The sequence below is a fragment of the Atlantibacter hermannii genome (genome assembly GCF_009907385.1).
In the GTDB taxonomy this organism is placed as follows: Bacteria; Pseudomonadota; Gammaproteobacteria; order Enterobacterales; family Enterobacteriaceae; genus Atlantibacter; species Atlantibacter hermannii_A.
The window spans coordinates 1-23593 of record NZ_JAAATR010000017.1 but is presented as its reverse complement, the minus strand read 5'-3'; the positions used below and the strand labels follow the sequence as shown (position 1 = coordinate 23593).

At 54.9% G+C, this 23593-nt stretch carries 21 protein-coding genes and 1 riboswitch; of the genes, 10 read left to right on the top strand and 11 right to left on the bottom strand.

The window, feature by feature from the left end; genetic code table 11:
* Positions 1 to 2: 2 nt before the first annotated feature.
* Together GV764_RS04805 and GV764_RS04800 are read right to left on the bottom strand one after the other, a co-directional pair.
* Entirely contained in the window at positions 3 to 1238 is a 1236-nt protein-coding gene (locus tag GV764_RS04805) for a multifunctional CCA addition/repair protein (protein WP_161659143.1), read from the bottom strand.
* A gap of 96 nt (positions 1239 to 1334) precedes the next feature.
* Complete coding sequence (locus GV764_RS04800; RefSeq protein ID WP_161659142.1) at positions 1335 to 1955, bottom strand: TIGR04211 family SH3 domain-containing protein; 621 nt, start codon at positions 1953 to 1955, stop codon at positions 1335 to 1337.
* Positions 1956 to 2199: 244 nt separating this feature from the next.
* On the opposite strand from GV764_RS04800, the gene GV764_RS04795 reads away from it, so the two are divergent.
* From GV764_RS04795 to hldE, 3 genes are all read left to right on the top strand, one after another.
* On the top strand, positions 2200 to 3501 hold the full coding sequence (locus GV764_RS04795; protein ID WP_161659141.1) for a CYTH domain-containing protein: 1302 nt from the start codon (positions 2200 to 2202) through the stop codon (positions 3499 to 3501).
* Positions 3502 to 3513: 12 nt separating this feature from the next.
* Positions 3514 to 6354, top strand: a complete 2841-nt coding sequence (gene glnE / locus GV764_RS04790; protein ID WP_161659140.1) for a bifunctional [glutamate--ammonia ligase]-adenylyl-L-tyrosine phosphorylase/[glutamate--ammonia-ligase] adenylyltransferase — start codon at positions 3514 to 3516, stop codon at positions 6352 to 6354.
* 66 nt (positions 6355 to 6420) lie between these two features.
* Positions 6421 to 7854, top strand: a complete 1434-nt coding sequence (gene hldE / locus GV764_RS04785; protein WP_161659139.1) for a bifunctional D-glycero-beta-D-manno-heptose-7-phosphate kinase/D-glycero-beta-D-manno-heptose 1-phosphate adenylyltransferase HldE — start codon at positions 6421 to 6423, stop codon at positions 7852 to 7854.
* 34 nt (positions 7855 to 7888) lie between these two features.
* On the opposite strand, the gene ubiK is transcribed toward hldE, so the two are convergent.
* Positions 7889 to 8233 carry a ubiquinone biosynthesis accessory factor UbiK gene (gene ubiK, locus GV764_RS04780; RefSeq protein ID WP_161659138.1) on the bottom strand — a complete coding sequence of 115 codons (345 nt, stop codon included), beginning with the start codon at positions 8231 to 8233 and terminating at the stop codon, positions 7889 to 7891.
* 158 nt (positions 8234 to 8391) lie between these two features.
* Positions 8392 to 8541, top strand: a riboswitch (FMN riboswitch).
* A gap of 106 nt (positions 8542 to 8647) precedes the next feature.
* On the opposite strand from ubiK, the gene ribB reads away from it, so the two are divergent.
* Positions 8648 to 9301, top strand: a complete 654-nt coding sequence (ribB, locus tag GV764_RS04775) for a 3,4-dihydroxy-2-butanone-4-phosphate synthase (RefSeq protein WP_125293722.1) — start codon at positions 8648 to 8650, stop codon at positions 9299 to 9301.
* 62 nt (positions 9302 to 9363) lie between these two features.
* Here the strand turns inward: ribB and zupT are convergent, their stop codons facing one another.
* Entirely contained in the window at positions 9364 to 10137 is a 774-nt protein-coding gene (gene zupT, locus GV764_RS04770; RefSeq protein WP_161659137.1) for a zinc transporter ZupT, read from the bottom strand.
* 196 nt (positions 10138 to 10333) lie between these two features.
* Here zupT and ygiD point away from each other — a divergent pair, with 196 nt between their 5' ends.
* The gene (ygiD, locus tag GV764_RS04765) at positions 10334 to 11122 is read left to right on the top strand and encodes a 4,5-DOPA-extradiol-dioxygenase (RefSeq protein WP_161659136.1); all 789 of its coding nucleotides are present in this window, start codon (positions 10334 to 10336) and stop codon (positions 11120 to 11122) included.
* Between the two features lie 33 nt (positions 11123 to 11155).
* Here ygiD and GV764_RS04760 read toward each other — a convergent pair whose 3' ends face one another.
* The 3 genes from GV764_RS04760 to tolC form a co-directional block, all read right to left on the bottom strand.
* Entirely contained in the window at positions 11156 to 12316 is a 1161-nt protein-coding gene (locus GV764_RS04760) for a glutathionylspermidine synthase family protein (RefSeq protein WP_161659135.1), read from the bottom strand.
* Positions 12317 to 12319: 3 nt separating this feature from the next.
* Complete coding sequence (locus tag GV764_RS04755; RefSeq protein ID WP_161659134.1) at positions 12320 to 12991, bottom strand: DUF1190 family protein; 672 nt, start codon at positions 12989 to 12991, stop codon at positions 12320 to 12322.
* Between the two features lie 151 nt (positions 12992 to 13142).
* On the bottom strand, positions 13143 to 14633 hold the full coding sequence (gene tolC, locus GV764_RS04750; protein WP_161659133.1) for an outer membrane channel protein TolC: 1491 nt from the start codon (positions 14631 to 14633) through the stop codon (positions 13143 to 13145).
* A 212-nt stretch (positions 14634 to 14845) separates the two neighbouring features.
* Here tolC and nudF point away from each other — a divergent pair, with 212 nt between their 5' ends.
* From nudF to parE, 5 genes are read left to right on the top strand one after another with little or no spacing between them, the layout of a single operon-like run.
* Positions 14846 to 15478, top strand: coding sequence for an ADP-ribose diphosphatase (gene nudF / locus GV764_RS04745; RefSeq protein ID WP_161659132.1), 633 nt, complete (start codon positions 14846 to 14848; stop codon positions 15476 to 15478).
* Positions 15479 to 15480: 2 nt separating this feature from the next.
* Positions 15481 to 15903: a DUF1249 family protein gene (locus GV764_RS04740; RefSeq protein WP_161659131.1), complete on the top strand. Its 423-nt coding sequence runs from the start codon at positions 15481 to 15483 to the stop codon at positions 15901 to 15903.
* A 24-nt stretch (positions 15904 to 15927) separates the two neighbouring features.
* Positions 15928 to 16755: a 3',5'-cyclic-AMP phosphodiesterase gene (cpdA, locus tag GV764_RS04735; protein WP_161659130.1), complete on the top strand. Its 828-nt coding sequence runs from the start codon at positions 15928 to 15930 to the stop codon at positions 16753 to 16755.
* Entirely contained in the window at positions 16755 to 17330 is a 576-nt protein-coding gene (yqiA, locus tag GV764_RS04730) for an esterase YqiA (RefSeq protein WP_161659129.1), read from the top strand. The genes cpdA and yqiA overlap by 1 nt, the downstream gene beginning before the upstream one ends.
* 43 nt (positions 17331 to 17373) lie before the next feature.
* Positions 17374 to 19266, top strand: a complete 1893-nt coding sequence (parE, locus tag GV764_RS04725; RefSeq protein ID WP_125293712.1) for a DNA topoisomerase IV subunit B — start codon at positions 17374 to 17376, stop codon at positions 19264 to 19266.
* Between the two features lie 48 nt (positions 19267 to 19314).
* Here parE and GV764_RS04720 read toward each other — a convergent pair whose 3' ends face one another.
* From GV764_RS04720 to GV764_RS04705, 4 genes are read right to left on the bottom strand one after another with little or no spacing between them, the layout of a single operon-like run.
* On the bottom strand, positions 19315 to 20544 hold the full coding sequence (locus GV764_RS04720; RefSeq protein ID WP_161659128.1) for a NupC/NupG family nucleoside CNT transporter: 1230 nt from the start codon (positions 20542 to 20544) through the stop codon (positions 19315 to 19317).
* Between the two features lie 3 nt (positions 20545 to 20547).
* Complete coding sequence (locus GV764_RS04715) at positions 20548 to 21510, bottom strand: nucleoside hydrolase (RefSeq protein ID WP_161659127.1); 963 nt, start codon at positions 21508 to 21510, stop codon at positions 20548 to 20550.
* A gap of 17 nt (positions 21511 to 21527) precedes the next feature.
* Complete coding sequence (locus GV764_RS04710) at positions 21528 to 22262, bottom strand: outer membrane protein OmpK (RefSeq protein ID WP_161659126.1); 735 nt, start codon at positions 22260 to 22262, stop codon at positions 21528 to 21530.
* A gap of 42 nt (positions 22263 to 22304) precedes the next feature.
* Positions 22305 to 23513 carry a PfkB family carbohydrate kinase gene (locus GV764_RS04705; protein ID WP_161659125.1) on the bottom strand — a complete coding sequence of 403 codons (1209 nt, stop codon included), beginning with the start codon at positions 23511 to 23513 and terminating at the stop codon, positions 22305 to 22307.
* Positions 23514 to 23593 lie beyond the last annotated feature (80 nt).

Here is a 23593-nt window from a genome sequence, read left to right as displayed (position 1 = left end):
CTTCAGGGCTGGGGGCAGCGTTGTTCTTTCCAGCGCGCGACCGCTCTGATACGCCGTTTGGTCAGTTCTTCGCGTACCTCAATACCTTTGAACCCGTCCGCGACCACCTCTTTGGGTGACACCGCTTTCGCCACTTCCCACGCCTCGCGCAGTAATCGTCCTTGTGGATAATCGCAGCCTTCAAACCCCTGGCGTCCGCGCACGTCTGCTTCGCTGGTTAATGCAATCTGCTCTACGCGCTGAGGTTTGCGCCAGGCGTCGATAGAATCAAACAGCTTCACGATAGTTTTTGGCTGCAAAATCGGCAGGGTATGGATGAGATCGTGAAACTCCGCCACCAGTCTGGCGAGGTCGCGGATCTCGTTCGGCACCCGCAGTCGCTGGCACATGTTCTCCACCAGCGGAACGCCTGCCGGGCCATGTCCGTGATGACGGGGCCAGAGGCGCGGCGGCGTAAGGCCTTTGCCCACATCATGCGTCAGGGTGGCGAAACGCACGTCAACGTCCGGGCTGAGCATCGCCGCCATAGAGAGCGTCATCAGCACATGCACGCCGGTGTCGATTTCCGGGTGCCACTTTTCCGGCGCGGGCACGCCGAACAGCGCATCCAGTTCCGGGAACAGCACATTCAGCGCCCCACAGTCGCGCAGCACTTTGAAAAAAATATGCGGATTATGGGAGCGCAGCGCGTTTTCGGTCTCTTTCCAGACCCGCTCAGGGGTGAGATGGGTCAGTTCGCCGGCCTCGGTCATTTCCCGCATCAGCGCCTGGGTTTCTTCGGCGATGGTGAAATTGAGATGGGCGAAACGAGCGGCGAAACGCGCCACGCGCAGCACGCGCAGCGGATCCTCATTGAACGCCCCGGAAACGTGGCGCAGCAGCCGCTTTTCAATATCTGCACGTCCGTTATACGGGTCGACAAACTCGCCGTTTTCATCCAGCGCGATGGCGTTAATCGTCAAATCGCGACGCAATAAATCCTGTTCCAGGGTGACGTCAGGCGCGGCATAACAAACAAACCCGGTATAGCCGTAGCCGTTTTTCCGTTCAGTACGGGCGAGGGCGTACTCTTCACGGGTTTGTGGGTGCAAAAACACCGGGAAATCGCGCCCAACCTGTTGATAGCCCAGCTCAAGCATTTGGGCAGGCGTTGCGCCGACCACAACCCAGTCTCTGTCTTTAACCGGTAGCCCTAACAACGCGTCACGTACTGCACCACCGACCAAATAGCTCTTCACCCACACCTCTCTTGTTCACGTTAGCGTTGAGATAATACGTAAGTGTAGAGGAGAAGGCCAAGTAAAAGGGCAACCTGTGTGGTTGCCCTTTAGCGATTAATTCATCCAGCGGTCTTTCTTCTTGCGACGCGGGATCATATGCGGGAGCAGCAGGCCCAGCAGCAGACCAACGCCTAACACGCCGCCGCCGTACATAAACCACTGCATAATAATGGTGCGCTGCTTGTCATCGAGTTGCAGATTGGCGGCGTTAACCTTTTTACTTGCGACAATCAGCTCGTTTTTCAGCTTCTGATTTTCTTCTTTCAGGCCGTTGATGATGCCGTCGCTGGCAGAGACTTTTTTCTGCATGTCTGACGTGCGCTCATTCCAGGTCGCATCAATATTATTCAGCTTATCAGTCAGCGTTTTGACCTGATTTTCCAGTTCCGGCACGCGGGTGCGCAGACTCGGTTCGGTATTGAGCTCTTTAAGCGGGATCCATGCGGTACGCCCGTTGCTGTCACGCACCTGACCATAATTGGTGGACTCATTGGTCTGCAATAACGTGACGGCTTCACCCGCATTGAGTGAACCTACCAGGCGATAGTTATCGCCAGGGCCGCTTCGAACCCAGGTGGTCAATTCGTCGGAAACGTAGCGTTTCTCTTCGCTATGGGCCACAGTAGAAACGCTAAGCGCGAATAAAGTCAGGCAAATCAGGCGTAATTTAGGCATCAGGTCTTCATTAATCGTTATTCGTGGGATGATAGTAGTGCAACAGTTTGACGATGCGAAGCGCAAACCTGAATGAGAATCATCCTGGTACATCAGTGACTGGCGCACTGCCAAAGGGTTTGTCACTCGTCTAAAACGCCTTCGGCGTGGCATTTTAGCGGAAAATACTATCTACTGACAAAAATCAGGCCCGTAAGTTCGCCGGACATTCGCGCCGGTGTGACGCAACCGTAAGTAAAAGGCTATGGCACAAGAAATCGAACTCAAATTTATCGTACAACCCGACGCGCTTGAGAGCGTGCGCAACGTCCTCAATGGCTTTTCCGGCGAACATCACGCCCCCCGCTCATTACTCAACGTGTATTACGAAACGCCCGATAACCAGTTACGCAGCCACGATATGGGATTGCGTATTCGCGGCGTGGACGGTCGTTATGAAATGACCATCAAAACCGCCGGGCGCGTCACGGGCGGCGTACATCAGCGCCCGGAATACAATGTCGAGCTGGATAACGCCGAGCTGGATTTAGCACGTTTCCCGGCGGACATCTGGCCGGAAGGGCTAACGGCGGATGCCCTGCAAAGCCAGGTAAAACCGCTGTTCAGCACCGATTTTCAGCGCGAGAAGTGGGTGGTTACTCACGGTGAAAGCCGCATTGAGATGGCGCTCGATCGTGGAGAGGTTAAAGCAGGAGAGCACAGCGAGCCGCTGTGCGAACTGGAAATGGAACTGCTGGAAGGCCAGTTAGCGGATATTTTAAAACTGGCGCGCCAGCTGGTGGCAGTCCCCGGCTTGCGCCAGGGCAGCCTGAGCAAGGCCGCGCGGGGGTATCATCTGGCTCAGGGCAATGCCCTGCGGGCTATCCGTCCGCTGACGGTGATCGCTATGCCGCCGAAAGCTACCGTTGAACAGGGGCTACAAACGGCGCTGGAAGCCGCGCTATCCCACTGGCAGTACCATGAAGAGCTGTGGGTGCGTGGAAATACCCTGGCGAAAGCGCAGGTTCAGCAGGCTATCGGCCTGGTTCGCCATATTCTGGCGCTGTTCGGCGGCGTTGTGCCAAGGAAAGCGAGCGCTCGCTTACGCGATTTGCTGACCCAGTGTGAAGTGTCGCTGGTCTCGGACGCCTCGGCGGAAACCCTCGCGTTCGGCAGCGAAATCAGCACCGCGAAACTGGCGCTGACCGAGTGGTTGTTGACCCAGGGCTGGCAGCCGTTTATCGATGAAAAAGACCGCCGTAAGCTGGATGATTCCTTTAAGCGCTACGCCGATATTCACCTGTCGCGCCACGCCGCCGAGCTGAAGCAGGCGTTTTTACAATCCTGTGGCGAACGCTACCGCGATCAGCTGCCGCGTTTATACCGCGAGCTGGATGCTATCCGCACGCTGGCGGGCGTTTATCCTGGCGAGGTGGCGCTTGACTGGATCGATACCTGGGACGCCCTGCGTCACGCTATCGAAAACGGCTTACGCGGCGATATCGAATCCCTGCGCCATGAAGCGATCGCGCAATCGCCGTTCTGGTTGCACAGCGGAAAAAAATAAAAGGATCCCACCATGATGCCGCTCTCACCCTTACTGCAACAACACGTTGAAAAGGTGCTGGCTAACCTGCCGGAGCCGCTATCGGGCCTTGCGCTGGATAAAGACGCGCAGGCGATGCTGGCGTTCAGCGATTTCGTCCGCGACGGACTGGTCGCGCATCCGGAATGGCTGGATGAGCTGCATGGCAGGCCGCCGGAAGCCAACGAAGAACGCCATTATGCGCTCTGGCTCCAGGAGGCGTTGCAGGAGGTAAGCGATGAGGCGCAACTGATGCGCGCGCTGCGCCAGTTTCGGCGGCGGATCATGGTGCGTATCGCCTGGGCGCAAACCCTGAATCGGGTTACCACTCAGGGCACGCTGGCGCAGCTCAGCGTGCTGGCCGAAACGCTGATTGTCGCCGCGCGCGACTGGCTGTGGGCCTCCTGCTGCCGCGAGTGGGGCACGCCGTGCAATGCGCAGGGCGAGCCGCAGCCGCTGATGATCCTTGGAATGGGCAAACTCGGCGGCGGCGAACTCAATTTTTCTTCTGATATTGACCTGATCTTCGCCTGGCCGGAAAACGGCGTGACACAAGGGGGACGGCGCGAGCTGGATAACGCGCAGTTCTTTACCCGCATGGGGCAGCGGCTGATCAAAGTGCTCGATCAGCCGACCCAGGATGGCTTCGTTTACCGGGTGGATATGCGGCTGCGCCCGTTTGGCGACAGCGGCCCGCTGGTGCTGAGCTTTGCGGCGCTGGAGGATTATTACCAGGAGCAGGGGCGCGACTGGGAACGCTACGCCATGGTAAAAGCGCGCATTATGGGCGACAACGACGATCGCTGGAGCCAGGAGCTGCGCGCCATGCTGCGTCCGTTTGTGTTCCGTCGCTATATCGATTTCAGCGTGATCCAGTCGCTGCGTAATATGAAAGGCATGATTGCCCGCGAAGTACGGCGGCGCGGCCTGACCGATAACATCAAGCTGGGCGCGGGCGGCATCCGGGAAACCGAGTTTATCGTCCAGGTGTTCCAGTTGATTCGCGGCGGACGCGAGCCGTCGCTGCAATCGCGTTCGCTGCTGCCGACGCTGGAGGCCATCGACGCGCTCCATCTGCTGCCAGCGGGGGATGCAGAACAGTTACGCGACGCTTATCTGTTTCTGCGCCGCCTCGAAAATCTGCTGCAAAGCATTAATGACGAGCAGACCCAGACGCTGCCGGGCGATGACTTGAATCGCGCGCGCCTGGCCTGGGCAATGGGCGAGCCCGACTGGGCGGCGCTTCAGGCAACCTCAGCCCGCCATATGACGGCGGTGCGGCGCATTTTTAACGATCTGATTGGCGATGACGAGCCCGAGGCCAGCGAAGACAAACTGGCCGAAGGCTGGCGCGAACTGTGGCAGGATGCGCACGACGCCGATGTCTCCAGCCCGGTCTTAAGCCATCTGGATAGTGACAGCCAGCGTCAGGTCGTTGCGCTGGCGGCGGATTTCCGCAAAGAGGCGGATAAACGCACCATCGGCCCGCGTGGGCGGCACGTGCTGGATCTGCTGATGCCGCGTCTGCTAAGCGAAGTGTGCGCCATGCCGACGCCTGCCGTCCCGCTGGGGCGCATCACGCCGCTGCTGCTGGGCATTGTGACCCGCACCACGTATCTGGAACTGCTCACCGAATTCCCCGGCGCGCTGAAGCATCTTATCCGGCTGTGCGCCGCCTCGCCGATGATTGCCGGGCAGCTGGCGCGTTATCCGCTGCTGCTCGATGAACTGCTCGATCCGAACACCCTGTATCAACCTACCGCCACCAATGCTTACCGCGACGAGCTGCGCCAGTATTTGCTGCGCGTCCCGGAAGACGACGAAGAGCAGCAGCTTGAAGCGATGCGCCAGTTTAAACAGGCGCAGCTGTTGCGCGTGGCGGCGGCAGATATCGCCGAAACCCTGCCGGTAATGAAAGTAAGCGATCACTTAACCTGGCTGGCGGAAGCGATGATCGACGCCGTGGTGCAGCAGGCCTGGACGCTGATGGTCGCGCGGTACGGCGCGCCGACGCATCTCCAGGGACGTGAAGGGCGCGGTTTCGCCGTGGTGGGCTATGGCAAACTGGGCGGCTGGGAGCTGGGGTACAGTTCCGATCTCGACCTGGTGTTCCTGCACGATTGCCCGGCAGACGTGATGACCGACGGCGAGCGGGAGATCGATGGCCGCCAGTTCTATCTGCGGCTGGCCCAGCGCATCATGCACCTGTTCAGCACCCGCACCTCGTCCGGCATTTTGTATGAAGTGGATGCCCGTCTGCGTCCGTCCGGGGCGGCGGGAATGCTGGTCACGACCGTTGACGCCTTTGCGGATTATCAGCAAAACGAGGCCTGGACATGGGAGCATCAGGCGCTGGTGCGCGCCCGCGTGGTCTACGGCGATCCGCAACTGTGCCAGGATTTTGACGCCATCCGCCGGGAGATTTTGTGCAAAGCCCGTGACGGTGCCGCGCTGCAAACCGAAGTGCGCGAGATGCGCGAGAAAATGCGCGCCCATCTTGGCAACAAGCATAAAGATCGCTTCGATATTAAAGCCGATGAAGGCGGAATTACAGATATTGAATTTATTACCCAGTATCTGGTGCTGCGCTTTTCTCACGACGCGCCGAAGCTGACCCGCTGGTCTGATAACGTGCGCATCCTTGAGCTGCTGGCGCAGAATGACATCATGCCGGAGCAGGAAGCGCGCGCGCTGACCCACGCTTACGTCACGCTGCGCGATGAGCTGCACCATCTGGCGCTTCAGGAGCTGCCCGGCCACGTGGATCCCGGCGCGTTTCAGGCGGAGCGCCGGCAGGTCGCCCAAAGCTGGGCGGCATGGCTGGGCAAGGCATAAAAATGTGTACGCAGGGAATTGTGCTATTATCCCGCGCAAATTTGGTATCTCTCAGGAGAGTCTGGAATGAAAGTAACGCTGCCCGAGTTTGAACGCGCAGGCGTCATGGTGGTGGGCGATGTCATGCTCGATCGCTACTGGTATGGCCCCACCAGCCGTATTTCCCCGGAAGCCCCGGTCCCGGTGGTCAAAGTCGATAATATCGAAGAACGCCCCGGCGGCGCGGCGAACGTGGCGATGAACATCGCTTCGCTGGGCGCGCACTCCCGTCTGGTTGGCCTGACCGGCATCGACGATGCGGCGCGGGCGCTGAGCCAGGCGCTGGCTAACGTTAATGTGAAATGTGATTTTGTATCGGTGCCGACTCACCCGACCATCACTAAACTGCGGGTGCTTTCGCGCAACCAACAGCTGATCCGCCTGGATTTCGAAGAGGGTTTCGAGGGCGTGGATCCGGAGCCGCTGCACGAGCGCATCAACCAGGCGTTGGGCAATATCGGCGCGCTGGTGCTGTCTGACTACGCCAAAGGCGCGCTGGCCAGCGTACAGCAGATGATCCAACTGGCGCGCAAAGCGGGCGTACCGGTGCTGATCGACCCGAAAGGCACCGATTTTGAACGCTACCGCGGCGCGACGCTGCTGACGCCGAACCTGTCTGAATTTGAAGCGGTGGTCGGGAAATGCAAAACCGACGCGGAAATCGTTGAGCGCGGCATGAAGCTGGTGGCGGATTACGATCTCAGCGCGCTGCTCATCACCCGTTCCGAGCAGGGCATGAGCCTACTGCAACCGGGTAAAGATCCGCTGCATCTGCCGACTCAGGCGCAGGAAGTGTATGACGTGACCGGTGCGGGCGATACCGTGATCGGCGTGCTGGCGGCCACGCTTGCGGCGGGCAACTCGCTGGAAGAAGCCTGCTTCTTCGCTAACGCGGCGGCGGGTGTGGTCGTGGGCAAACTCGGTACTTCCACCGTGTCGCCTATCGAACTGGAAAACGCGGTACGCGGGCGTGCCGATTCCGGTTTTGGCGTGATGGATGAAGAGGCGCTGAAACTGGCTGTCGCCGCTGCGCGCAAACGCGGCGAGAAAGTGGTGATGACCAACGGCGTATTCGACATTCTCCACGCCGGGCACGTGTCTTATCTGGCTAACGCCCGCAAGCTGGGCGACCGGTTGATCGTCGCGGTCAACAGCGACGCGTCCACTAAACGCCTGAAAGGCGAAACCCGACCGGTGAACCCGCTCGAACAGCGGATGATCGTGCTGGGCGCGCTGGAAGCCGTGGACTGGGTGGTGTCGTTTGAGGAAGATACCCCGCAGCGCCTGATCGCCGGGATCCTGCCTGACCTGCTGGTCAAAGGCGGCGACTACAAACCGGAACAGATCGCCGGTAGCGAAGAGGTCTGGGCCAACGGCGGCGAGGTGATGGTGCTGAACTTCGAAGATGGCTGTTCAACCACCAACATCATTAAAAAGATCCAGAAAGATAGCGGCAAATAAAACCCATCGGGCCTTCAATGAAGGCCCGATTTTTTTACTGCGGTTTTTCTTCGTCAACCGGCGGGACCGCCGGAGCGGGTTGAATCACGTCGACCGGCGGAATGGCCGGTGCTGGCGCAGCGGATTGTTCCACGGGCGTATTGCGGCTTTCCAGCGCGCTGATACGCTGTTCCAGCGCCGCCAGCTTCTCGCGGGTGCGCAGCAGCACCTGAGTCTGCACATCAAACTCTTCGCGGCTGACAAGGTCGAGACGCGTCAACTGCGACTGTAAAACCTGGCGGATTTTCTTTTCAACGTCATCCCCGAATTCACGAATACCTTTCGGCATGGATTCATGAACCTGGCGGGCAATCTGCTCAATTTTCTTCGGGTCAATCATGGCGGTTTCCCAGTGCGTGAGTTACATAACCTCTTATTGTAATGCCTGTTTCCGGGAGGAGAAACCGGAAATGTATGAATCTAAGTAATAGCACAAACCGATTTATTTAGGCTGCTGAATACATTGCCGACAATAGTCATTGGCGTTATAGTAATCCCGCTTATTCTCAGGGCGGGGCGAAATTCCCCACCGGCGGTAAATCAGCTTACGCTGAAAGCCCGCGAGCGCTTTGGATGCAAATTCAAAGGTCAGCAGATCCGGTGTAATTCCGGGGCCGACGGTTAAAGTCCGGATGGGAGAGAGTAACGATCAAGTCGGGCTTACGGCCCACTCACGTTATTTTTTTGCCGTTTTACGGCACTCCTAAGACCGCCCTGATTCTGGTAACCATAATTTTAATGAGGTTTTTTTACCATGAATCAGACGCTTCTTTCCTCTTTCGGTACCGCATTTGAACGCGTAGAACACGCTCTGACCGCTTTGCGCGAAGGCCGTGGCGTGATGGTGCTTGATGATGAAGACCGTGAAAACGAAGGCGATATGATTTTCGCCGCCGAAACCATGACCGTTGAACAAATGGCGCTGACGATTCGCCACGGCAGCGGCATTGTGTGCCTGTGCATCACTGAAGATCGCCGTCAGCAGCTCGACCTGCCGATGATGGTTGAAAATAACACCAGCGCTTACGGCACCGGTTTTACCGTAACCATTGAAGCCGCGCACGGCGTGAGCACCGGCGTTTCCGCTGCGGACCGCGTCACCACCATCCGCGCTGCTATCGCTGATGACGCGAAACCTTCCGATCTGAACCGTCCGGGCCACGTGTTCCCGCTGCGCGCTCAGAGCGGCGGTGTGTTGACCCGTGGCGGCCATACCGAAGCCACTATCGATTTGGTGACGCTGGCAGGTTTCAAACCGGCTGGCGTACTGTGCGAATTGACCAACGACGACGGCTCAATGGCGCGCGCGCCGGAGTGCATCGACTTCGCCGTGAAGCATCAGATGGCGGTCGTAACCATTGAAGATCTGGTGGCTTACCGCCAGCAGCACGAGCGTAAAGCCAGCTAATTCTTCAGGCAGAGAATAAAAAACCCGGTGACATCAACCGGGTTTTTTTACGTCCACAGCAATCAGCCGATCCCGCTGGTTTGCAGCAGCGTCAGGCTTAGCCCCATTACCGACATCCCGCACAGCACGCCGTAACTGGGGTTGTTATTCGGGTCGATCTCTTTCGCCAGCGGCATCAGTTCATCGACCGAAAGCGCCACCATAATCCCCGCCACCGCCGCCATAATCGAGGCCATCAGCACCGGCGATACCAGCGATCCGAGGATCAGCCAGGCGAGTACGCCGCCGAGAATTTCCGCCATCCCGGAAATACCCGCCCAGAATACTGCTTTGTATTTGGAACCCGTCGCGGCATACACCGGCCCGGCCACCGCCAGTCCTTCAGGAATATTGTGCAAGGCGACGGCAAGGGCGATGCCAAATCCTAATTCCAGATTGTTGCTGGCCGTCACGAAGGTGGCGATGCCTTCCGGGAAGTTATGCAGGCTGATGCCGAGCGTCAGCAGCAGCGCGGTGCGCTTGAGATTGCGCGGCGCGCGCTGCAAATCTTTATCCAGCAGATCCTGTGCATGGGCGTGGGGCAAAACGCGATCCAGGGCGTAGTAACCCAGCAGGCCGACAATAAACATGCCGTAACCCAGCATCGGTGACATTCCTTCTTCGCGCAGGGCGGCGGGCAGCATTTCCATCAGGGAAATCAGCAGCATAATGCCAGCGGCAAAACCCAGCGAAAACGCCCGCAGCCGGTTTGACGGTTTTTGGCCGATCACGCCCAGCAGCGCGCCGATAAACGTGGCTCCGCCAGCCAGTAAAGTCAATATAAGAGGGACCGACATCAACAGCTCCTTGTGTTCTGGATTCTCAAAGCTTAAAGAACCCGTCGATTAAAATCGACGCGTGGTCAGCGGATTTACACCAGACTTACATTCAAATTTCCTGATGATCTCCATCATGGTTATCTGAGTTCTTCTTTTCCCGAATCAGCGTAAGGTTTATCCATCAACAATACCCCGAAGACCAAAGGATAACACCATGAACGTTTCGCGTATGCCCGCACTGTTTCTCGGCCACGGTAGCCCGATGAACGTGCTGGAAGACAATCAGTATACTCAGGCCTGGCGGCATTTGGGCGCGACCCTGCCACGTCCAAAAGCGATTGTCGTGGTGTCTGCCCACTGGTTCACGCGGGGGACCGGCGTCACGGCCATGGAACAGCCCAAAACCATCCATGATTTTGGCGGATTCCCGCAGGCGCTGTATGACACCCATTACCCGGCGCCGGGATCGCCGGAACTGGCGCAGCGGCTGGTGGATCTGCTCGCGCCGCTACCTGTTGCGCTCGACAAAGAAGCCTGGGGGTTCGACCACGGTTCATGGGGTGTACTGATCAAGATGTATCCGGATGCCGACATCCCGATGGTGCAATTGAGTATAGACAGCACAAAGCCTGCCGCCTGGCATTTTGACATGGGCCGTAAACTGGCGACGCTGCGTGATGAAGGTATTATGCTGATCGCCAGCGGCAATGTGGTACACAACCTGCGTACCGCCCGCTGGCATGGCGAAAATACGCCGTACCCGTGGGCGACGGCATTCAACGATGTGGTGAAAGCCAATCTCACGTGGCAGGGGCCGGTAGAGCAGCATCCGCTGGTGAATTATCTCCAGCAGGAAGGGGGCAGCTTGTCTAACCCGACCCCGGAACACTTTTTACCGCTGCTCTACGTGCTGGGCGCATGGGACGGCAGCGAGCCGGTTTCGGTGCCGGTGGACGGTATCGAGATGGGATCGTTAAGTATGCTGTCGGTGCAGGTGGGCTAAAAAAAAGGCGCGATATCAATCGCGCCCTGGGTATTACTCGATAAAGATATGCGGATAAAACCGTGACAGATCCTGGGTGATTAACGCCCGATCTTCACGGATGCCGATCCCGGCTGGCTGATCGTTGATAAGCCAGCTGCCAATCAGCGTATAACTGTCGCCAAACTTCGGTAGCGGGTGGAACTGCTGCACGATCATGCCTTCCTCGCCATACGGCCCCTCAACTTGCTCCAGCGTTTGACCGTTTTCAATGATGGAAATATTGGCGCCTTCGCGGGAGAAAATTGGCTTCACGACGTATTTCTCCATCGTCGGATGCTCGTCTTCGGCAAAATAAGCGGGCAGCAGGTTAGGGTGGTTCGGGAACATCTCCCACAGCATCGGCAGCAGGGCTTTGTTGGAGATAATGCTTTTCCAGGCCGGCTCCAGCCAGCGCACGCCTGCGTCTTCCAGTTTGGTGGAGAAGATCTCGCGCAGCATGTACTCCCACGGGTAGAGCTTAAACAGGTTGGCGATCACCTGATCCTGTGGATCGGTAAACTGGCCTTTCTCGCCCAGACCAATGTCGTCAATATATAAGAATTCGCTCGCCACGCCCGCCTCAGCGGCGCAGTCCTGCAAATACTGCACGGTTCCGCGATCTTCCACCGTGTCACGGCAGCAGGCGAAATGCACCAGATTAAAGCCGTGTTGCTCTTTCAGCTCGGCGAAGCGCGCAATGACTTTTTCTTGCAGACTGTTGAACTGATCGCTGTTGGCCGGGAGCTTGCCCGCCTTGATCTGATCTTCCAGCCAGATCCACTGGAAAAACGCCGCTTCATACAGCGAGGTGGGCGTATCGGCGTTGTTCTCTAACAGCTTCGGATCGCCGACGCCGTCCCAGGCCAGATCGAGACGCGAGTAGAGCGACGGCTGCTGGCTGCGCCAGGACTGGCGCACAAACGCCCAGGTGTGTTTCGGGATGCGAAATTTGGTCAGCAGGGCATCGCTGGCAACGACTTTCTCCACCACCTGCAAACACATCTGGTGAAGTTCGGCGGTGACGGCTTCCAGGCGTTCCACCTGGTCGAGCGTCAACTGATAATAGGCGTCTTCACACCAGTACGGCTCGCCGTACATGGTGTGGAAGTTGAAACCGTATTCGGTGGCTTTTTCGCGCCAGTCCGGGCGCTCGCTGATGGCAATCCGTTCCATCGATTAACCACCCATCGAACGGCTGGAGGTGCCGGTTGCCGAGCTACGCTGCATCGCAGACTGCTTCGCCACCGATTCGCCAAAGCCGCCGCGGGTCACGGTAGTGGTGGTGGCCGGTTTCGGGGCCATGGCAGTTTTCGGCACCGTCATGGTGCGGCCCGGCTGCGCCGCGCCATAGCTCTTGCCGCTGGCGTCGTTATATTGACCATAAGCCGGGCTGGCAGGGTTGCGCGAGGTGAACAGCGGCTGCTGCGCGAAGCCCGCGCCGCCGCCCATCATACGGCCCATCATATAGCCCGCCATTAACGGCATCCAGAAGCTGCCGCCGCTGTGGGCCTGAGCCTGGTTTTCACCCGTCATGCCTGCCTGGGCAGGCGCCTGCTGGCACTGATTTTCGCCAAATTCTGCCACGCAGTCTTCGCGGGTGGCGTATTTCGGCGCGGTGCGCTCGGCTTCTTTCAGGGCGTTGTTATAGGCAGTGGTACATTCGGCGCTTTTGCCCGGGTTGGCTGTCGAACAGTCGTCGGCATTCTGATAAAGCGAGACAGTCTCATCGCTCTTTTCACAACCCGCAAGCATAAACACGGCGGAAACCGCCAGTGCAACCGGAGTTAAGTGGCGCGCGCTAAAGCTTTTGCGAAACGTCGCATGATTGATGGATTTTGTCCGTTTCATTTTATCTTCCTGAACCCAGTGATAATGCAAAGAATTAACGTTAAAGGATAGAGGATGAACGGTCGAAATTAAAGCGGCAGGCGCGCCGGGCGCGGATCTTTACGTTGCCTTACGAAGTTTCGGGGGGTGATTCACACCCCCCGTCGCAGGCTTAATTGCGGAACGGATTTTTACCGTTGCTCTGCGTGGCGGCAGCGGGTTGCACCGCGCTTGCTGGCTGAGCGGCTGGCTGGGTCTGCGCGCCGTTGGTGGCGTAGCCATCGGCGGCGGCATCCTGCCGGGCATTTTCCGGGGCCACGATTTCAGGCGTCGTGGAAACCGGTTTACCCAGGTTGCTGTTGAGGATTTGCAGATCCTGCTCGTTCAACGTGCCCAGTGCGGATTTAATATTCAGCTGGTTAATCAGATAGTTATAACGGGCGCTGGAGAGCTGCTGCTTCGCGTTGTACAGGGTGGTGGTGGCATCCAGCACATCAACGATGGTACGTGTACCCACTTCATAGCCCGCTTCTGTCGCATCCAATGAACTTTGGGCAGAAACCACCGCCTGTTTGTAGGCGTTGATGCTGCTGATAGAGGCATTGATGTTATTGAAAGAGGAGCGCACGGTTTGCACCACGTTGCGGTGCGCGCTTTCAAGCTGCTCGCTGGCACCGACGAAGTTGTACTGCGCCTGTTTAACCTGGGAGGTCACCGCACCGCCGCTGTAAATCGGCAGGGAGAAGTTAATGCCGACTTTGTTCTGGCCGACATTGCTGTCGTTATACTGGGCGGTATTGGTCGCGGAGCCGCTGTAAGAGCTGTCGGAAATGCCGGTCGATGCGGTCAAACCCACCGTCGGCAAATGGCCCGATTCAGCCAGGCGAATCTGCTCGCGGGCCAAATCCTGGCTCAGACGCGCCTGCAACAGCGCCAGGTTGCGGTTTTCCGCTTCTTTCAGCAGATTGTTCACCGAATCCGGTTTCGCGGTTTTGAACGCATCAACGTTCAACGACGCCAGCTGCGGATAGTAGTTGCCGGTCACCTGACGCAGCTGTTCCAGCGCGTTATCCAGGTTGTTACGGGCGGTCACTTCGTTCGCCAGCACGTTATCGTACTGGGAGCGGGCGTTCTGTACGTCGGTGATCGCCACCAGGCCCACGTTAAAACGCTGGGTCGTCTGGTCTAACTGGCGATAGATCGCCTGTTTCTGCGCTTCGGTATAGGAAAGCGCATCGATAGCGCTCAGCACGTTAAAATAAGCCGTCGCGGTGTTCAGGATCAGGGTTTGCTGATCGGTCTGGAAGGTGACGTCCTGAATACCGGCGCTTTTTTCCTGAAGCGTTAACTGACGCCATTTCGACATATCGAAAATGGTCTGGGTCAACGACAGCGATGCGCTGGTGGTGTTGGAGTTAATACCGTTCGCGTCGCGGTAACCGTTGCTGTAAGAGTAGTCTGCGCCAAGGCCGAGCTGCGGTAATAAAGGACTGCGAACTTCGTTGATTTTTTCGAATGCGGCATCACGATCGGCGGCGGATCTACGCAGGTCCGGGTTGCTCAAGCGTGCTTGCTGATAAACCTGTAACAGGTTTTCTGCCTGGCTCATGGCGCTGAATCCGGTAAGGCTCAGGCCGATAAGGATGGGGAGCAGTTTCTTCATTTGCATTCCTTGTTGTGAAGCAGAATTTGTTTATTAGCGCTGACAGAAGTCGAAAATTGTCGCCGATTTTAGCAGAATCCGCGATATCTGAAGATTGGCCTTCTGTGCCTTATGCCATTAAATTTCATCAATCTACCATATCGGCGTTATAACGACAGGTAAACTGAGTTGAATACGTTCACCACCATCCTCATTTATAACAGGCTTTGATCATGAGCAAACCAGACGATCGCGCAGTGACTTTCACAAAAAACGATGTAGAAATTATTGCACGGGAAAAATTGTACCGCGGCTTTTTTTCGTTAGATCTGTATCGTTTTCGACACCGGCTTTTCAACGGTGAAATGAGCGGCGAAGTGCGGCGTGAAATTTTTGAGCGCGGTCATGCTTCAGTCCTGCTACCCTTTGACCCTGTACGTGATGAAGTGGTGCTGATCGAGCAGATCCGTATCGCCGCGTATGACACCAGCGACACCCCATGGTTGTTGGAGCTTGTCGCCGGGATGATTGAGCCCGGCGAAAGCGTGGAAGAAGTGGCGCGCCGCGAAGCCATGGAAGAAGCAGGATTACGGGTCGGACGCACGAAGCCAGTATTGAACTATCTCGCAAGCCCAGGCGGCACCAGCGAGCGGTTATCGATTCTGGTGGGTGAAGTGGATGCCACGCAGGCCGAAGGTATACACGGCCTGGTGGAAGAAAACGAAGATATTCGTGTTCATGTGGTAAGCCGGGAACAGGCATACCAGTGGGTAAAAGAGGGGAAAATCGATAACGCAGCCTCAGTCATCGCACTGCTCTGGCTGCAACTGCACTATCAAGAAATACGTCAAGAGTGGAACACCTGAATATGAAGCGCTATACCCCCGACTTTCCAGAAATGATGCGCCTTTGCGAAACCAATTTTGCAATTTTGCGCCGCTTGCTGCCGCGAACTGACGCAGTGGGCGAAACAGTGAGCTATCAAGTCGGCAGCGCGCAATACCGATTAACGATCCTCGAATTCACCCGCTACACTACGCTCGTGGAAATCAAACAGACCGTGCCCGCAATTAGCTACTGGAGCCTGCCGTCAATGTCGGTGCGGCTCTATCATGACGCGATGGTGGCGGAAGTGTGTTCAAGCCAGCAGATCTTTCGCTTCAAAGCACGTTATGATTACCCGAACAAAAAGTTGCATCAACGCGATGAAAAGCATCAAATTAACCAGTTTCTTGCGGATTGGTTGCGCTACTGCCTGGCGCATGGAGCGATGGCGGTTCCGGTTTGTTAGCGTCGTGAAACCTAAGGACACCCTTTGGAAAGTTTGTTGAATCTTCCTGTTGCGGATGGGGCGAGCATCAGGATTTTACAAATTACCGATACCCACTTGTTCGCACAAAAAAGCGAAACGCTGTTGGGCGTCAATACCTGGAGTAGTTATCAGGCTGTGCTGGAAGCGATCACCGCACAGCAGCGTCCGTGCGACCTGATTGTCGCGACCGGCGATTTAGCGCAGGATCACACGCCTGAGGCCTACCAGCATTTCGCGCAGGGCATTGCCGCATTTTCTGCGCCCTGCGTCTGGTTGCCGGGCAATCACGATTTCCAGCCTGCCATGTTCAGCGCGCTGCAGGAGGCGGGCATCTCCCCCGCGAAGCAGGTGCTGTGTGGTGAAAAGTGGCAGATTTTGCTGCTGGACAGCCAGGTCTTCGGCGTGCCGCACGGCGAGTTAAGCGAATATCAGCTGGAGTGGCTGGAAGCAAAGCTGGCGGAAAACGCCGATCGGTTTACCTTATTATTGCTTCACCATCATCCGTTGCCAGCGGGATGCAGCTGGCTGGATCAACACAGTCTGCGTAACGCGGGCGAGCTGGACGCGGTGCTGGGCCATTTTCCGAATGTGCGCCACCTGCTGTGCGGACATATCCATCAGGAGCAGGATCTCGACTGGAATGGCCGCCGTCTGCTGGCGACGCCGTCAACCTGCGTTCAGTTCAAACCCCACTGCGCGAACTTTACCCTCGATACCATCGCTCCCGGCTGGCGCTGGCTGGAATTACATGCCGACGGCACATTGACCACCCAGGTCGAACGGCTGGAGGGGACGCAGTTCAATCCTGACACCGCGTCTGAAGGCTACTGATGTCCACGCTTCTCTACCTGCATGGGTTCAACAGCTCGCCACGATCCGCGAAAGCGACGCTGTTTAAAGCCTGGCTGGAACACCATCATCCGGCGATAAACATGATCGTGCCGCAGCTGCCGCCGTTTCCCTCCGATGCGGCGGAACTGCTGGAGTCGCTGGTGCTGGAGCACGGCGGCGAAGAGCTGGCGGTGGTGGGCTCGTCTCTCGGCGGATATTACGCCACCTGGCTTTCCCAGTGTTTTATGTTACCGGCGGTGGTGGTTAACCCGGCGGTGCGCCCGTTTGAACTGCTGGTCGACTATTTAGGCCAGAACGAGAACCCCTACACCGGGCAGCAATATGTGCTAGAGTCACGCCATATTTACGATCTTAAAGTCATGCAAATCGACCCGCTGGAAGCGCCGGATTTGATTTGGCTGCTGCAGCAGACCGGGGACGAGGTGCTTGATTATCGCCAGGCGGTGGCGTACTACGCTTCCTGTCGGCAGACCGTGATTGACGGGGGTAATCACGCCTTTGTGGGCTTTGAAGATTATTTCTCACAGATTGTCGATTTCCTGGGGCTTGAGTAATTCCGCCCGGAGTCGATGCCGTTTCTCTCTGAACGAATAAACCATGACGCAATCCTATAACGCTGATGCCATTGAGGTACTCACCGGGCTTGAGCCGGTTCGCCGCCGTCCGGGGATGTATACCGATACCACTCGCCCCAACCACCTTGGGCAAGAAGTTATTGATAACAGCGTGGACGAAGCGCTGGCGGGCCATGCGAAACGCGTAGACGTCATTCTCCACGAAGATCAGTCCCTTGAAGTCATTGACGACGGGCGCGGTATGCCTGTCGATATCCACCCGGAAGAGGGTGTGCCCGCCGTTGAGCTGATCCTGTGCCGTTTGCACGCGGGCGGTAAGTTCTCTAATAAAAACTATCAGTTCTCAGGCGGCCTGCACGGCGTGGGGATCTCGGTGGTCAACGCCCTGTCGAAGCGGGTGGAAGTGAACGTCCGCCGTGACGGGCAGGTCTACAACATCGCGTTCGCCAACGGCGATAAAGTGAAAGATCTGGAAGTAGTCGGCACCTGCGGTAAACGCAATACCGGTACCAGCGTCCATTTCTGGCCGGATGAATCCTTTTTCGATTCTCCGCGTTTTTCGGTATCGCGCTTAAGCCATTTGCTGAAAGCGAAAGCAGTGCTGTGCCCCGGCGTGGAAATCACGTTTAAAGACAAGGTGAATAACACCGAGCAGCGCTGGTGCTATCTCGACGGGCTGAATGATTACCTGAGCGAGGCGGTCAACGGGCTGCCGACGCTGCCGGAAAAACCGTTTATCGGCAATTTTTCCAGTGATACCGAAGCGGTTGACTGGGCGCTGCTGTGGCTGCCGGAAGGCGGCGAACTGCTCACGGAAAGTTACGTCAACCTGATTCCCACTATGCAGGGCGGCACCCATGTTAACGGCCTGCGTCAGGGCCTGCTGGATGCGATGCGCGAGTTTTGCGAATACCGCAACATCCTGCCGCGCGGCGTGAAGCTCTCAGCGGAAGATATCTGGGAACGCTGCGCCTATGTGCTGTCGGTGAAAATGCAGGACCCGCAGTTTGCCGGTCAGACCAAAGAGCGCCTCTCCTCACGCCAGTGCGCCGCGTTTGTTTCTGGCGTGGTGAAAGACGCCTTTAGCCTGTGGCTGAACCAGAACGTGCAAGCGGCGGAAATGCTGGCGGAACTGGCGATTTCCAGCGCCCAGCGCCGGATGCGCGCCGCCAAAAAAGTGGTGCGTAAAAAACTCACCAGCGGACCGGCGCTGCCGGGCAAACTGGCGGACTGCACCGCGCAGGATTTGGCGCGCACCGAGCTGTTCCTGGTGGAAGGGGATTCGGCGGGCGGTTCGGCCAAACAGGCGCGCGATCGCGAATATCAGGCGATCATGCCGCTGAAGGGTAAAATCCTGAATACCTGGGAAGTCTCGTCGGACGAAGTGCTGGCCTCCCAGGAAGTACACGATATTTCCGTGGCTATCGGCATCGACCCGGACAGCGAAGATCTCAGCCAGTTGCGCTACGGCAAAATCTGCATTCTGGCGGATGCCGACTCGGACGGGCTGCATATCGCCACGCTGCTGTGCGCGCTGTTTGTGAAACATTTCCGCACCCTGGTGAAAAACGGTCACGTCTACGTTGCGTTGCCGCCGCTGTACCGCATCGATTTGGGTAAAGAGGTTTACTACGCGTTGACGGAAGAAGAAAAGGCCGGCGTGCTGGATCAGCTTAAGCGTAAGAAGGGCAAACCGAACGTGCAACGCTTTAAAGGACTGGGTGAGATGAACCCGCTCCAGCTGCGCGAAACCACGCTTGACCCGAACACCCGTCGGCTGGTGCAGTTGACCATCAGCGACGACGACGATGCACGCACCACGGCGATGATGGATATGCTGCTGGCTAAGAAGCGTTCGGAAGATCGTCGTAACTGGTTGCAGGAGAAAGGCGATCTCGCCGATCTGGATGTTTAAACCTGGCGATAACTGCAAAAGCCCGGCGCAAATCACCGGGCTTTTTACTTAGCGCGCCAGTAACCAGAAAAGACCGGTTAGTGCGGCACTCATTAAATTCGATAACGTTCCGGCAAGAATTACCTTTCCGCCCATTTTAGCGATAAAACTTTTTTGCGCAGGAACAATCCCGCCTAATACGCCAATCAACGCGGCAGGAGCAGAAAGATTCGCAAAACCTGCCAGCGCCATAATGACGATAATTTGTGAATATTCGCTGAGACTGGCTTTAAGCGGAATAAAACTGGTAAAGGCTACAAATTCATTAAGAACGAGCTTTTGCCCCAGTAAATTTCCGACCTGAAATATCTCTGAACCGGGTACGCCCAACAGCCAGGCGACAGGTGCAAAAATATAGCTAAAAATGAGTTGTAGCGTGATATTTTCAATATGGAATAAATCGAAAATCCAGCCCAGCAAGCCGTTAATCATGGCAATAAGCGCAATTAGCGCCAATAGCATTGCGCCGACATTAACCGCCAGCTTAAGACCCGTACTCGCACCGTTTGTCGCGGCTTCTACGATATTAATGGGGTTCTCTTCGCCAGTGGCCATATCGGCTGAGACATCGGCGACATGTTCAGCGTCGGTTTCCGGGTAAAGAATTTTGGCCATTAATAATCCGCCAGGCGCAGACATGAATGAAGCTGCGACAAGGTAGCGAATTTCAATACCCATACTCGCATAGCCCACCAGTACCGATCCGGCAATGGAGGCAACGCCGCCGCACATTAATGCAAACAGTTCCGAACGTGTCATTTTGGGTGCATAAGGGCGCATTAAAACAAACACATCGGTATTACCTGCAAATATATTCGCCGTCGCCGCCATTGATTCTGCAGGGCTGGTCCTTAATAATTTATGAATGCCAGTACCTATAAGCCGGATCACCCATTGCATGATCCCTATATAGTATAATACTGAAAATAACGCAGACATAAATATAATAATTGGAAGAACATGAAACGCGAACAAAAAACCCATCTTGAAACGGCCTAAATCGCCAAAAAGGAAATTAATTCCCTCCGATGAATAATTTAATATCCCCGACAGACTGTTGGAAATGGCCAAAAGCGTTTTCTCACCTGCGGGAACGTAGAGAACAAACGCTGCTAATGAAGCTTGAATGGTGAACGCGCCGGTAACGGTACGAATATTGATTGCGCGCCGGTTCGATGAACATAATATAGCGATAGCCAGGAGTACGACAATTCCCAGACATAAAATCATTATCTGCATATGTTAGTCCTTATCCGCATCCATAATCTTACGGAACAGATCTTTAAAAAGACAATCACGTTCAATAAATTTCACCACACGAATAAGATGTCGACGATTATCAAAACTCCAACGTAAATCATCGTTAATCAGGGGGGCAGGAAGATACTCACAGGTATACCAGGTGGAATTTAATACATAACCCACGGTTGTGATATCCCAAATGACTTTGCGGGAAGCGAAACCAATCCATGGGCAACGCGGCGCGATTTCGGCGAAGTAATTACCGATGCAACTACTATTAGCGAAATAAAACTGCATTTCTGGCACTGATGTCGCCATACAATTGGTTACGCCGAAGCAAGGGATTTGCGTTAGCGCGACGCCACTGTCAAAGAGCACTCTACTGGCTGTAATATCCTGCATTAAATTAAACTCTTGATTATCATGCCAGTCGTAGCTGTTTCCACCTAACCAAATAATATGTATTTTTTCAATAATATCAGGCGCGATCAACAGGGCGCTGGCAATATTTGTTGGAGCGGCGATGCAAAGTACCTGTAATGTTTGGGTAGCCTTCCGGGCGCGAGAAATAAGATCGGCAACGGCGGGCGAGCATTCCGGTGCATCGCTATTCGTTAAATAACGGGTCGCACCTTTAAATATCCCTGGCAAAGGGTGGCGATGAGGTAACTTTTCAAAAACACGATGAATCTCTTCTTCACTCAAATTCATGCCTGTGGCAGGACTATCGACATAAGTATGTGAGCTTTCTTTTCCAAAAAAATGATTAGTAAAAGGTGCGGCATAAACTGCCTGAAGATCAATCCGCTCAGGATGAAGGTAAGCCCAGGCAATAGCCATCTGATCATCGATTTCATTATAGGTATCACTATCGATAACAACGGGTATGATGCGATTGGCAGGAATAGACATTAGCGCCATGCGTTGTTCCAGCGTAAGGTCGGGCCATGATGCGTTTATCATTGAAAGTTTCCTTCAGGTTAGAAATCATAAGCCAGACGATAAATCAAAATGTCCCCATAACCGTCTGCACCCAGTTTGTTGTAAAAATAGCGGTACATAAAAGTGGTTGAAATATGATTTGTTATTTTCCATGTCAGGTTCAAACCTCCATTTAATCCCTCGTGCCCAAAATTATTGGAGGCGTAATCATCATTGCGCTCCAGTTCTATTTCATTCCAGTTAGAGAACAAAAAATCCTGGTTGAATAATTTAAAGGCATAGCCGCCATTCCAGCCGATGGTAAAACCATTCAAACCATTAATATCATAAGCAGGGCCAAAATTATTATGCGCGGTAATATATTGTCTGGCGATCCAGGGTTTGAACCACCAACCCTCGCCTTTTAAATCGGTATAACCTAAGCCAATAAATTGGTTAGTTTCTTTAAAGTCAGGACTTTGCGAATTATAAACTTTTGTGAAGAGACTTGCGCCCGTATCCCATAAATAAGTGTGAATCTCACCATTAGCAGTTTGCCCTTGGTTACCTTCATCATCGAGTATATTCTCAAAGTCGTAGAAACCATACATTTCACCCCAATCAAAGCCTATTCCACCTTCAATCCCAACCAGCGACTGTTCATATTCTAAATCTTTAACGCCAGCATCCCAGGATTGATAATCGAAATGAAGATTTCCCCATCCGTATTTTTGCTCCGCCGAAACAGAAAATGCAGTAATAATTAACATTAAAAATAACGTTGTTTTTCTCATGTTATATTTTCCTTTCCATGTAAGTAAAGGTGCAGTAGAGGTTTAGTCCATTGATAAAGCCATTCTTTTAATAACCGCCTGATGTTCTGGCATACTGGAGGCGCCTTCTCGTTCAACCGCTAAAGAAGCAAAAGCACTGGCATAAAGGATGGCGGTTGCCATTTTTTCTCCGCATGCCAGTTGTGCGGCCAGCGCGCCATTAAAAGCATCTCCCGCCCCGGCGGTATCAATATTCACTGCAGGGAAGGCGGGGAAATGGCGATGTTGTTCTCCGTCAAATAACCAACACCCCTGGCTTCCCAGCGTGATGATGACTATCTGCGGCCCAATTTTGTAAATGGCTTCCGCGGCATTACGTATTTCACTTTCTGTTTTTATTGACGTTGAAAGAATGGCCTCGGCTTCAGTGATGTTAGGCGTGACCACCTTGGCCCAGGGTAATATATCCAACACTTCCTTTCTCCAGGGAGCGGGGTTAAATATAGTGGTAATGCCGCTGGAGTGCGCAAACTTAATGGCCAGCTTTGTTGCGTCTGGGTTGTTTTCCATTTGGGTAAGGAAGACGTTGCATTCACCGATCGCTTCATAGCAAGAAATAATTTCGTCGACTGTGATCGTATGGTTGGCTCCAGGATTGATAATAATTGCGTTATCGCCAACCTCTTCAGATATCATCACAACAGCGCTTCCGGTAGAGATGTTGGGATGGGTAAAAAGCGTCAACGTCTCAAGGCCGACCGTGTTAAGGAATTGCAGGGCTTTTGTGGCGAAATCATCATTACCCAATTTGGCCGCAAAATGGGTAGGTGCCCCCGCCATGCAGCTTGCGATAGCCTGATTACTGCCTTTACCACCCGGACAACAACTGGCGTGCATAGCACATATGGTTTCACCAGAGGCGGGAAAGTTATTCAGACGGTAAACCAGATCGGTATTAAAAGAACCGAGAATAAATACTTTTCCTTTCGTTTTCATGATAGGCGAAAATAAATTTAAAGTGTTAATTTCCATGTTTTCGTGTAAATAAAGTTGATGGTTTTTATATAAAGGAGATTCTTTGTCGCTGATGAGAACGGCTCTACCATAACGCGCATAGACAAGACCTGTTTGCGCCAGTTCTTTAATGTCACGCCTTATGGTTCGTTCTGTAACGTTGAGTTTTTTTGATAAAATTTTTATCTGTATGGATTTGTGTTTCTTTATTTCACCAAGAATGAATTTTTGTCGTTGTTGCTTGTAATCATAAATCATTCCGCTAACCCTCATCTTTTAACGTGAATGAAATAGAATGGATTTGTCAGGCGTAAAGTAAACGGCTCAATACACAATAT

Bases quoted from the DNA above. Each gene is read 5' to 3' on its own strand.
- ubiK (WP_161659138.1), bottom strand. From the start codon at position 8,233: ATGATTGACCCGAAGAAAATTGAGCAGATTGCCCGCCAGGTTCATGAA.
- GV764_RS04705 (WP_161659125.1), bottom strand. From the start codon at position 23,513: ATGATTTATGATTACAAGCAACAACGACAAAAATTCATTCTTGGTGAA.
- yqiA (WP_161659129.1), top strand. From the start codon at position 16,755: ATGTCCACGCTTCTCTACCTGCATGGGTTCAACAGCTCGCCACGATCC.
- parE (WP_125293712.1), top strand. From the start codon at position 17,374: ATGACGCAATCCTATAACGCTGATGCCATTGAGGTACTCACCGGGCTT.
- nudF (WP_161659132.1), top strand. From the start codon at position 14,846: ATGAGCAAACCAGACGATCGCGCAGTGACTTTCACAAAAAACGATGTA.
- GV764_RS04755 (WP_161659134.1), bottom strand. From the start codon at position 12,991: ATGAAACGGACAAAATCCATCAATCATGCGACGTTTCGCAAAAGCTTT.
- GV764_RS04795 (WP_161659141.1), top strand. From the start codon at position 2,200: ATGGCACAAGAAATCGAACTCAAATTTATCGTACAACCCGACGCGCTT.
- tolC (WP_161659133.1), bottom strand. From the start codon at position 14,633: ATGAAGAAACTGCTCCCCATCCTTATCGGCCTGAGCCTTACCGGATTC.
- GV764_RS04720 (WP_161659128.1), bottom strand. From the start codon at position 20,544: ATGCAGATAATGATTTTATGTCTGGGAATTGTCGTACTCCTGGCTATC.
- ygiD (WP_161659136.1), top strand. From the start codon at position 10,334: ATGAACGTTTCGCGTATGCCCGCACTGTTTCTCGGCCACGGTAGCCCG.
- GV764_RS04760 (WP_161659135.1), bottom strand. From the start codon at position 12,316: ATGGAACGGATTGCCATCAGCGAGCGCCCGGACTGGCGCGAAAAAGCC.
- ribB (WP_125293722.1), top strand. From the start codon at position 8,648: ATGAATCAGACGCTTCTTTCCTCTTTCGGTACCGCATTTGAACGCGTA.
- hldE (WP_161659139.1), top strand. From the start codon at position 6,421: ATGAAAGTAACGCTGCCCGAGTTTGAACGCGCAGGCGTCATGGTGGTG.
- glnE (WP_161659140.1), top strand. From the start codon at position 3,514: ATGATGCCGCTCTCACCCTTACTGCAACAACACGTTGAAAAGGTGCTG.
- GV764_RS04800 (WP_161659142.1), bottom strand. From the start codon at position 1,955: ATGCCTAAATTACGCCTGATTTGCCTGACTTTATTCGCGCTTAGCGTT.
- GV764_RS04710 (WP_161659126.1), bottom strand. From the start codon at position 22,262: ATGAGAAAAACAACGTTATTTTTAATGTTAATTATTACTGCATTTTCT.
- zupT (WP_161659137.1), bottom strand. From the start codon at position 10,137: ATGTCGGTCCCTCTTATATTGACTTTACTGGCTGGCGGAGCCACGTTT.
- GV764_RS04715 (WP_161659127.1), bottom strand. From the start codon at position 21,510: ATGATAAACGCATCATGGCCCGACCTTACGCTGGAACAACGCATGGCG.
- GV764_RS04740 (WP_161659131.1), top strand. From the start codon at position 15,481: ATGAAGCGCTATACCCCCGACTTTCCAGAAATGATGCGCCTTTGCGAA.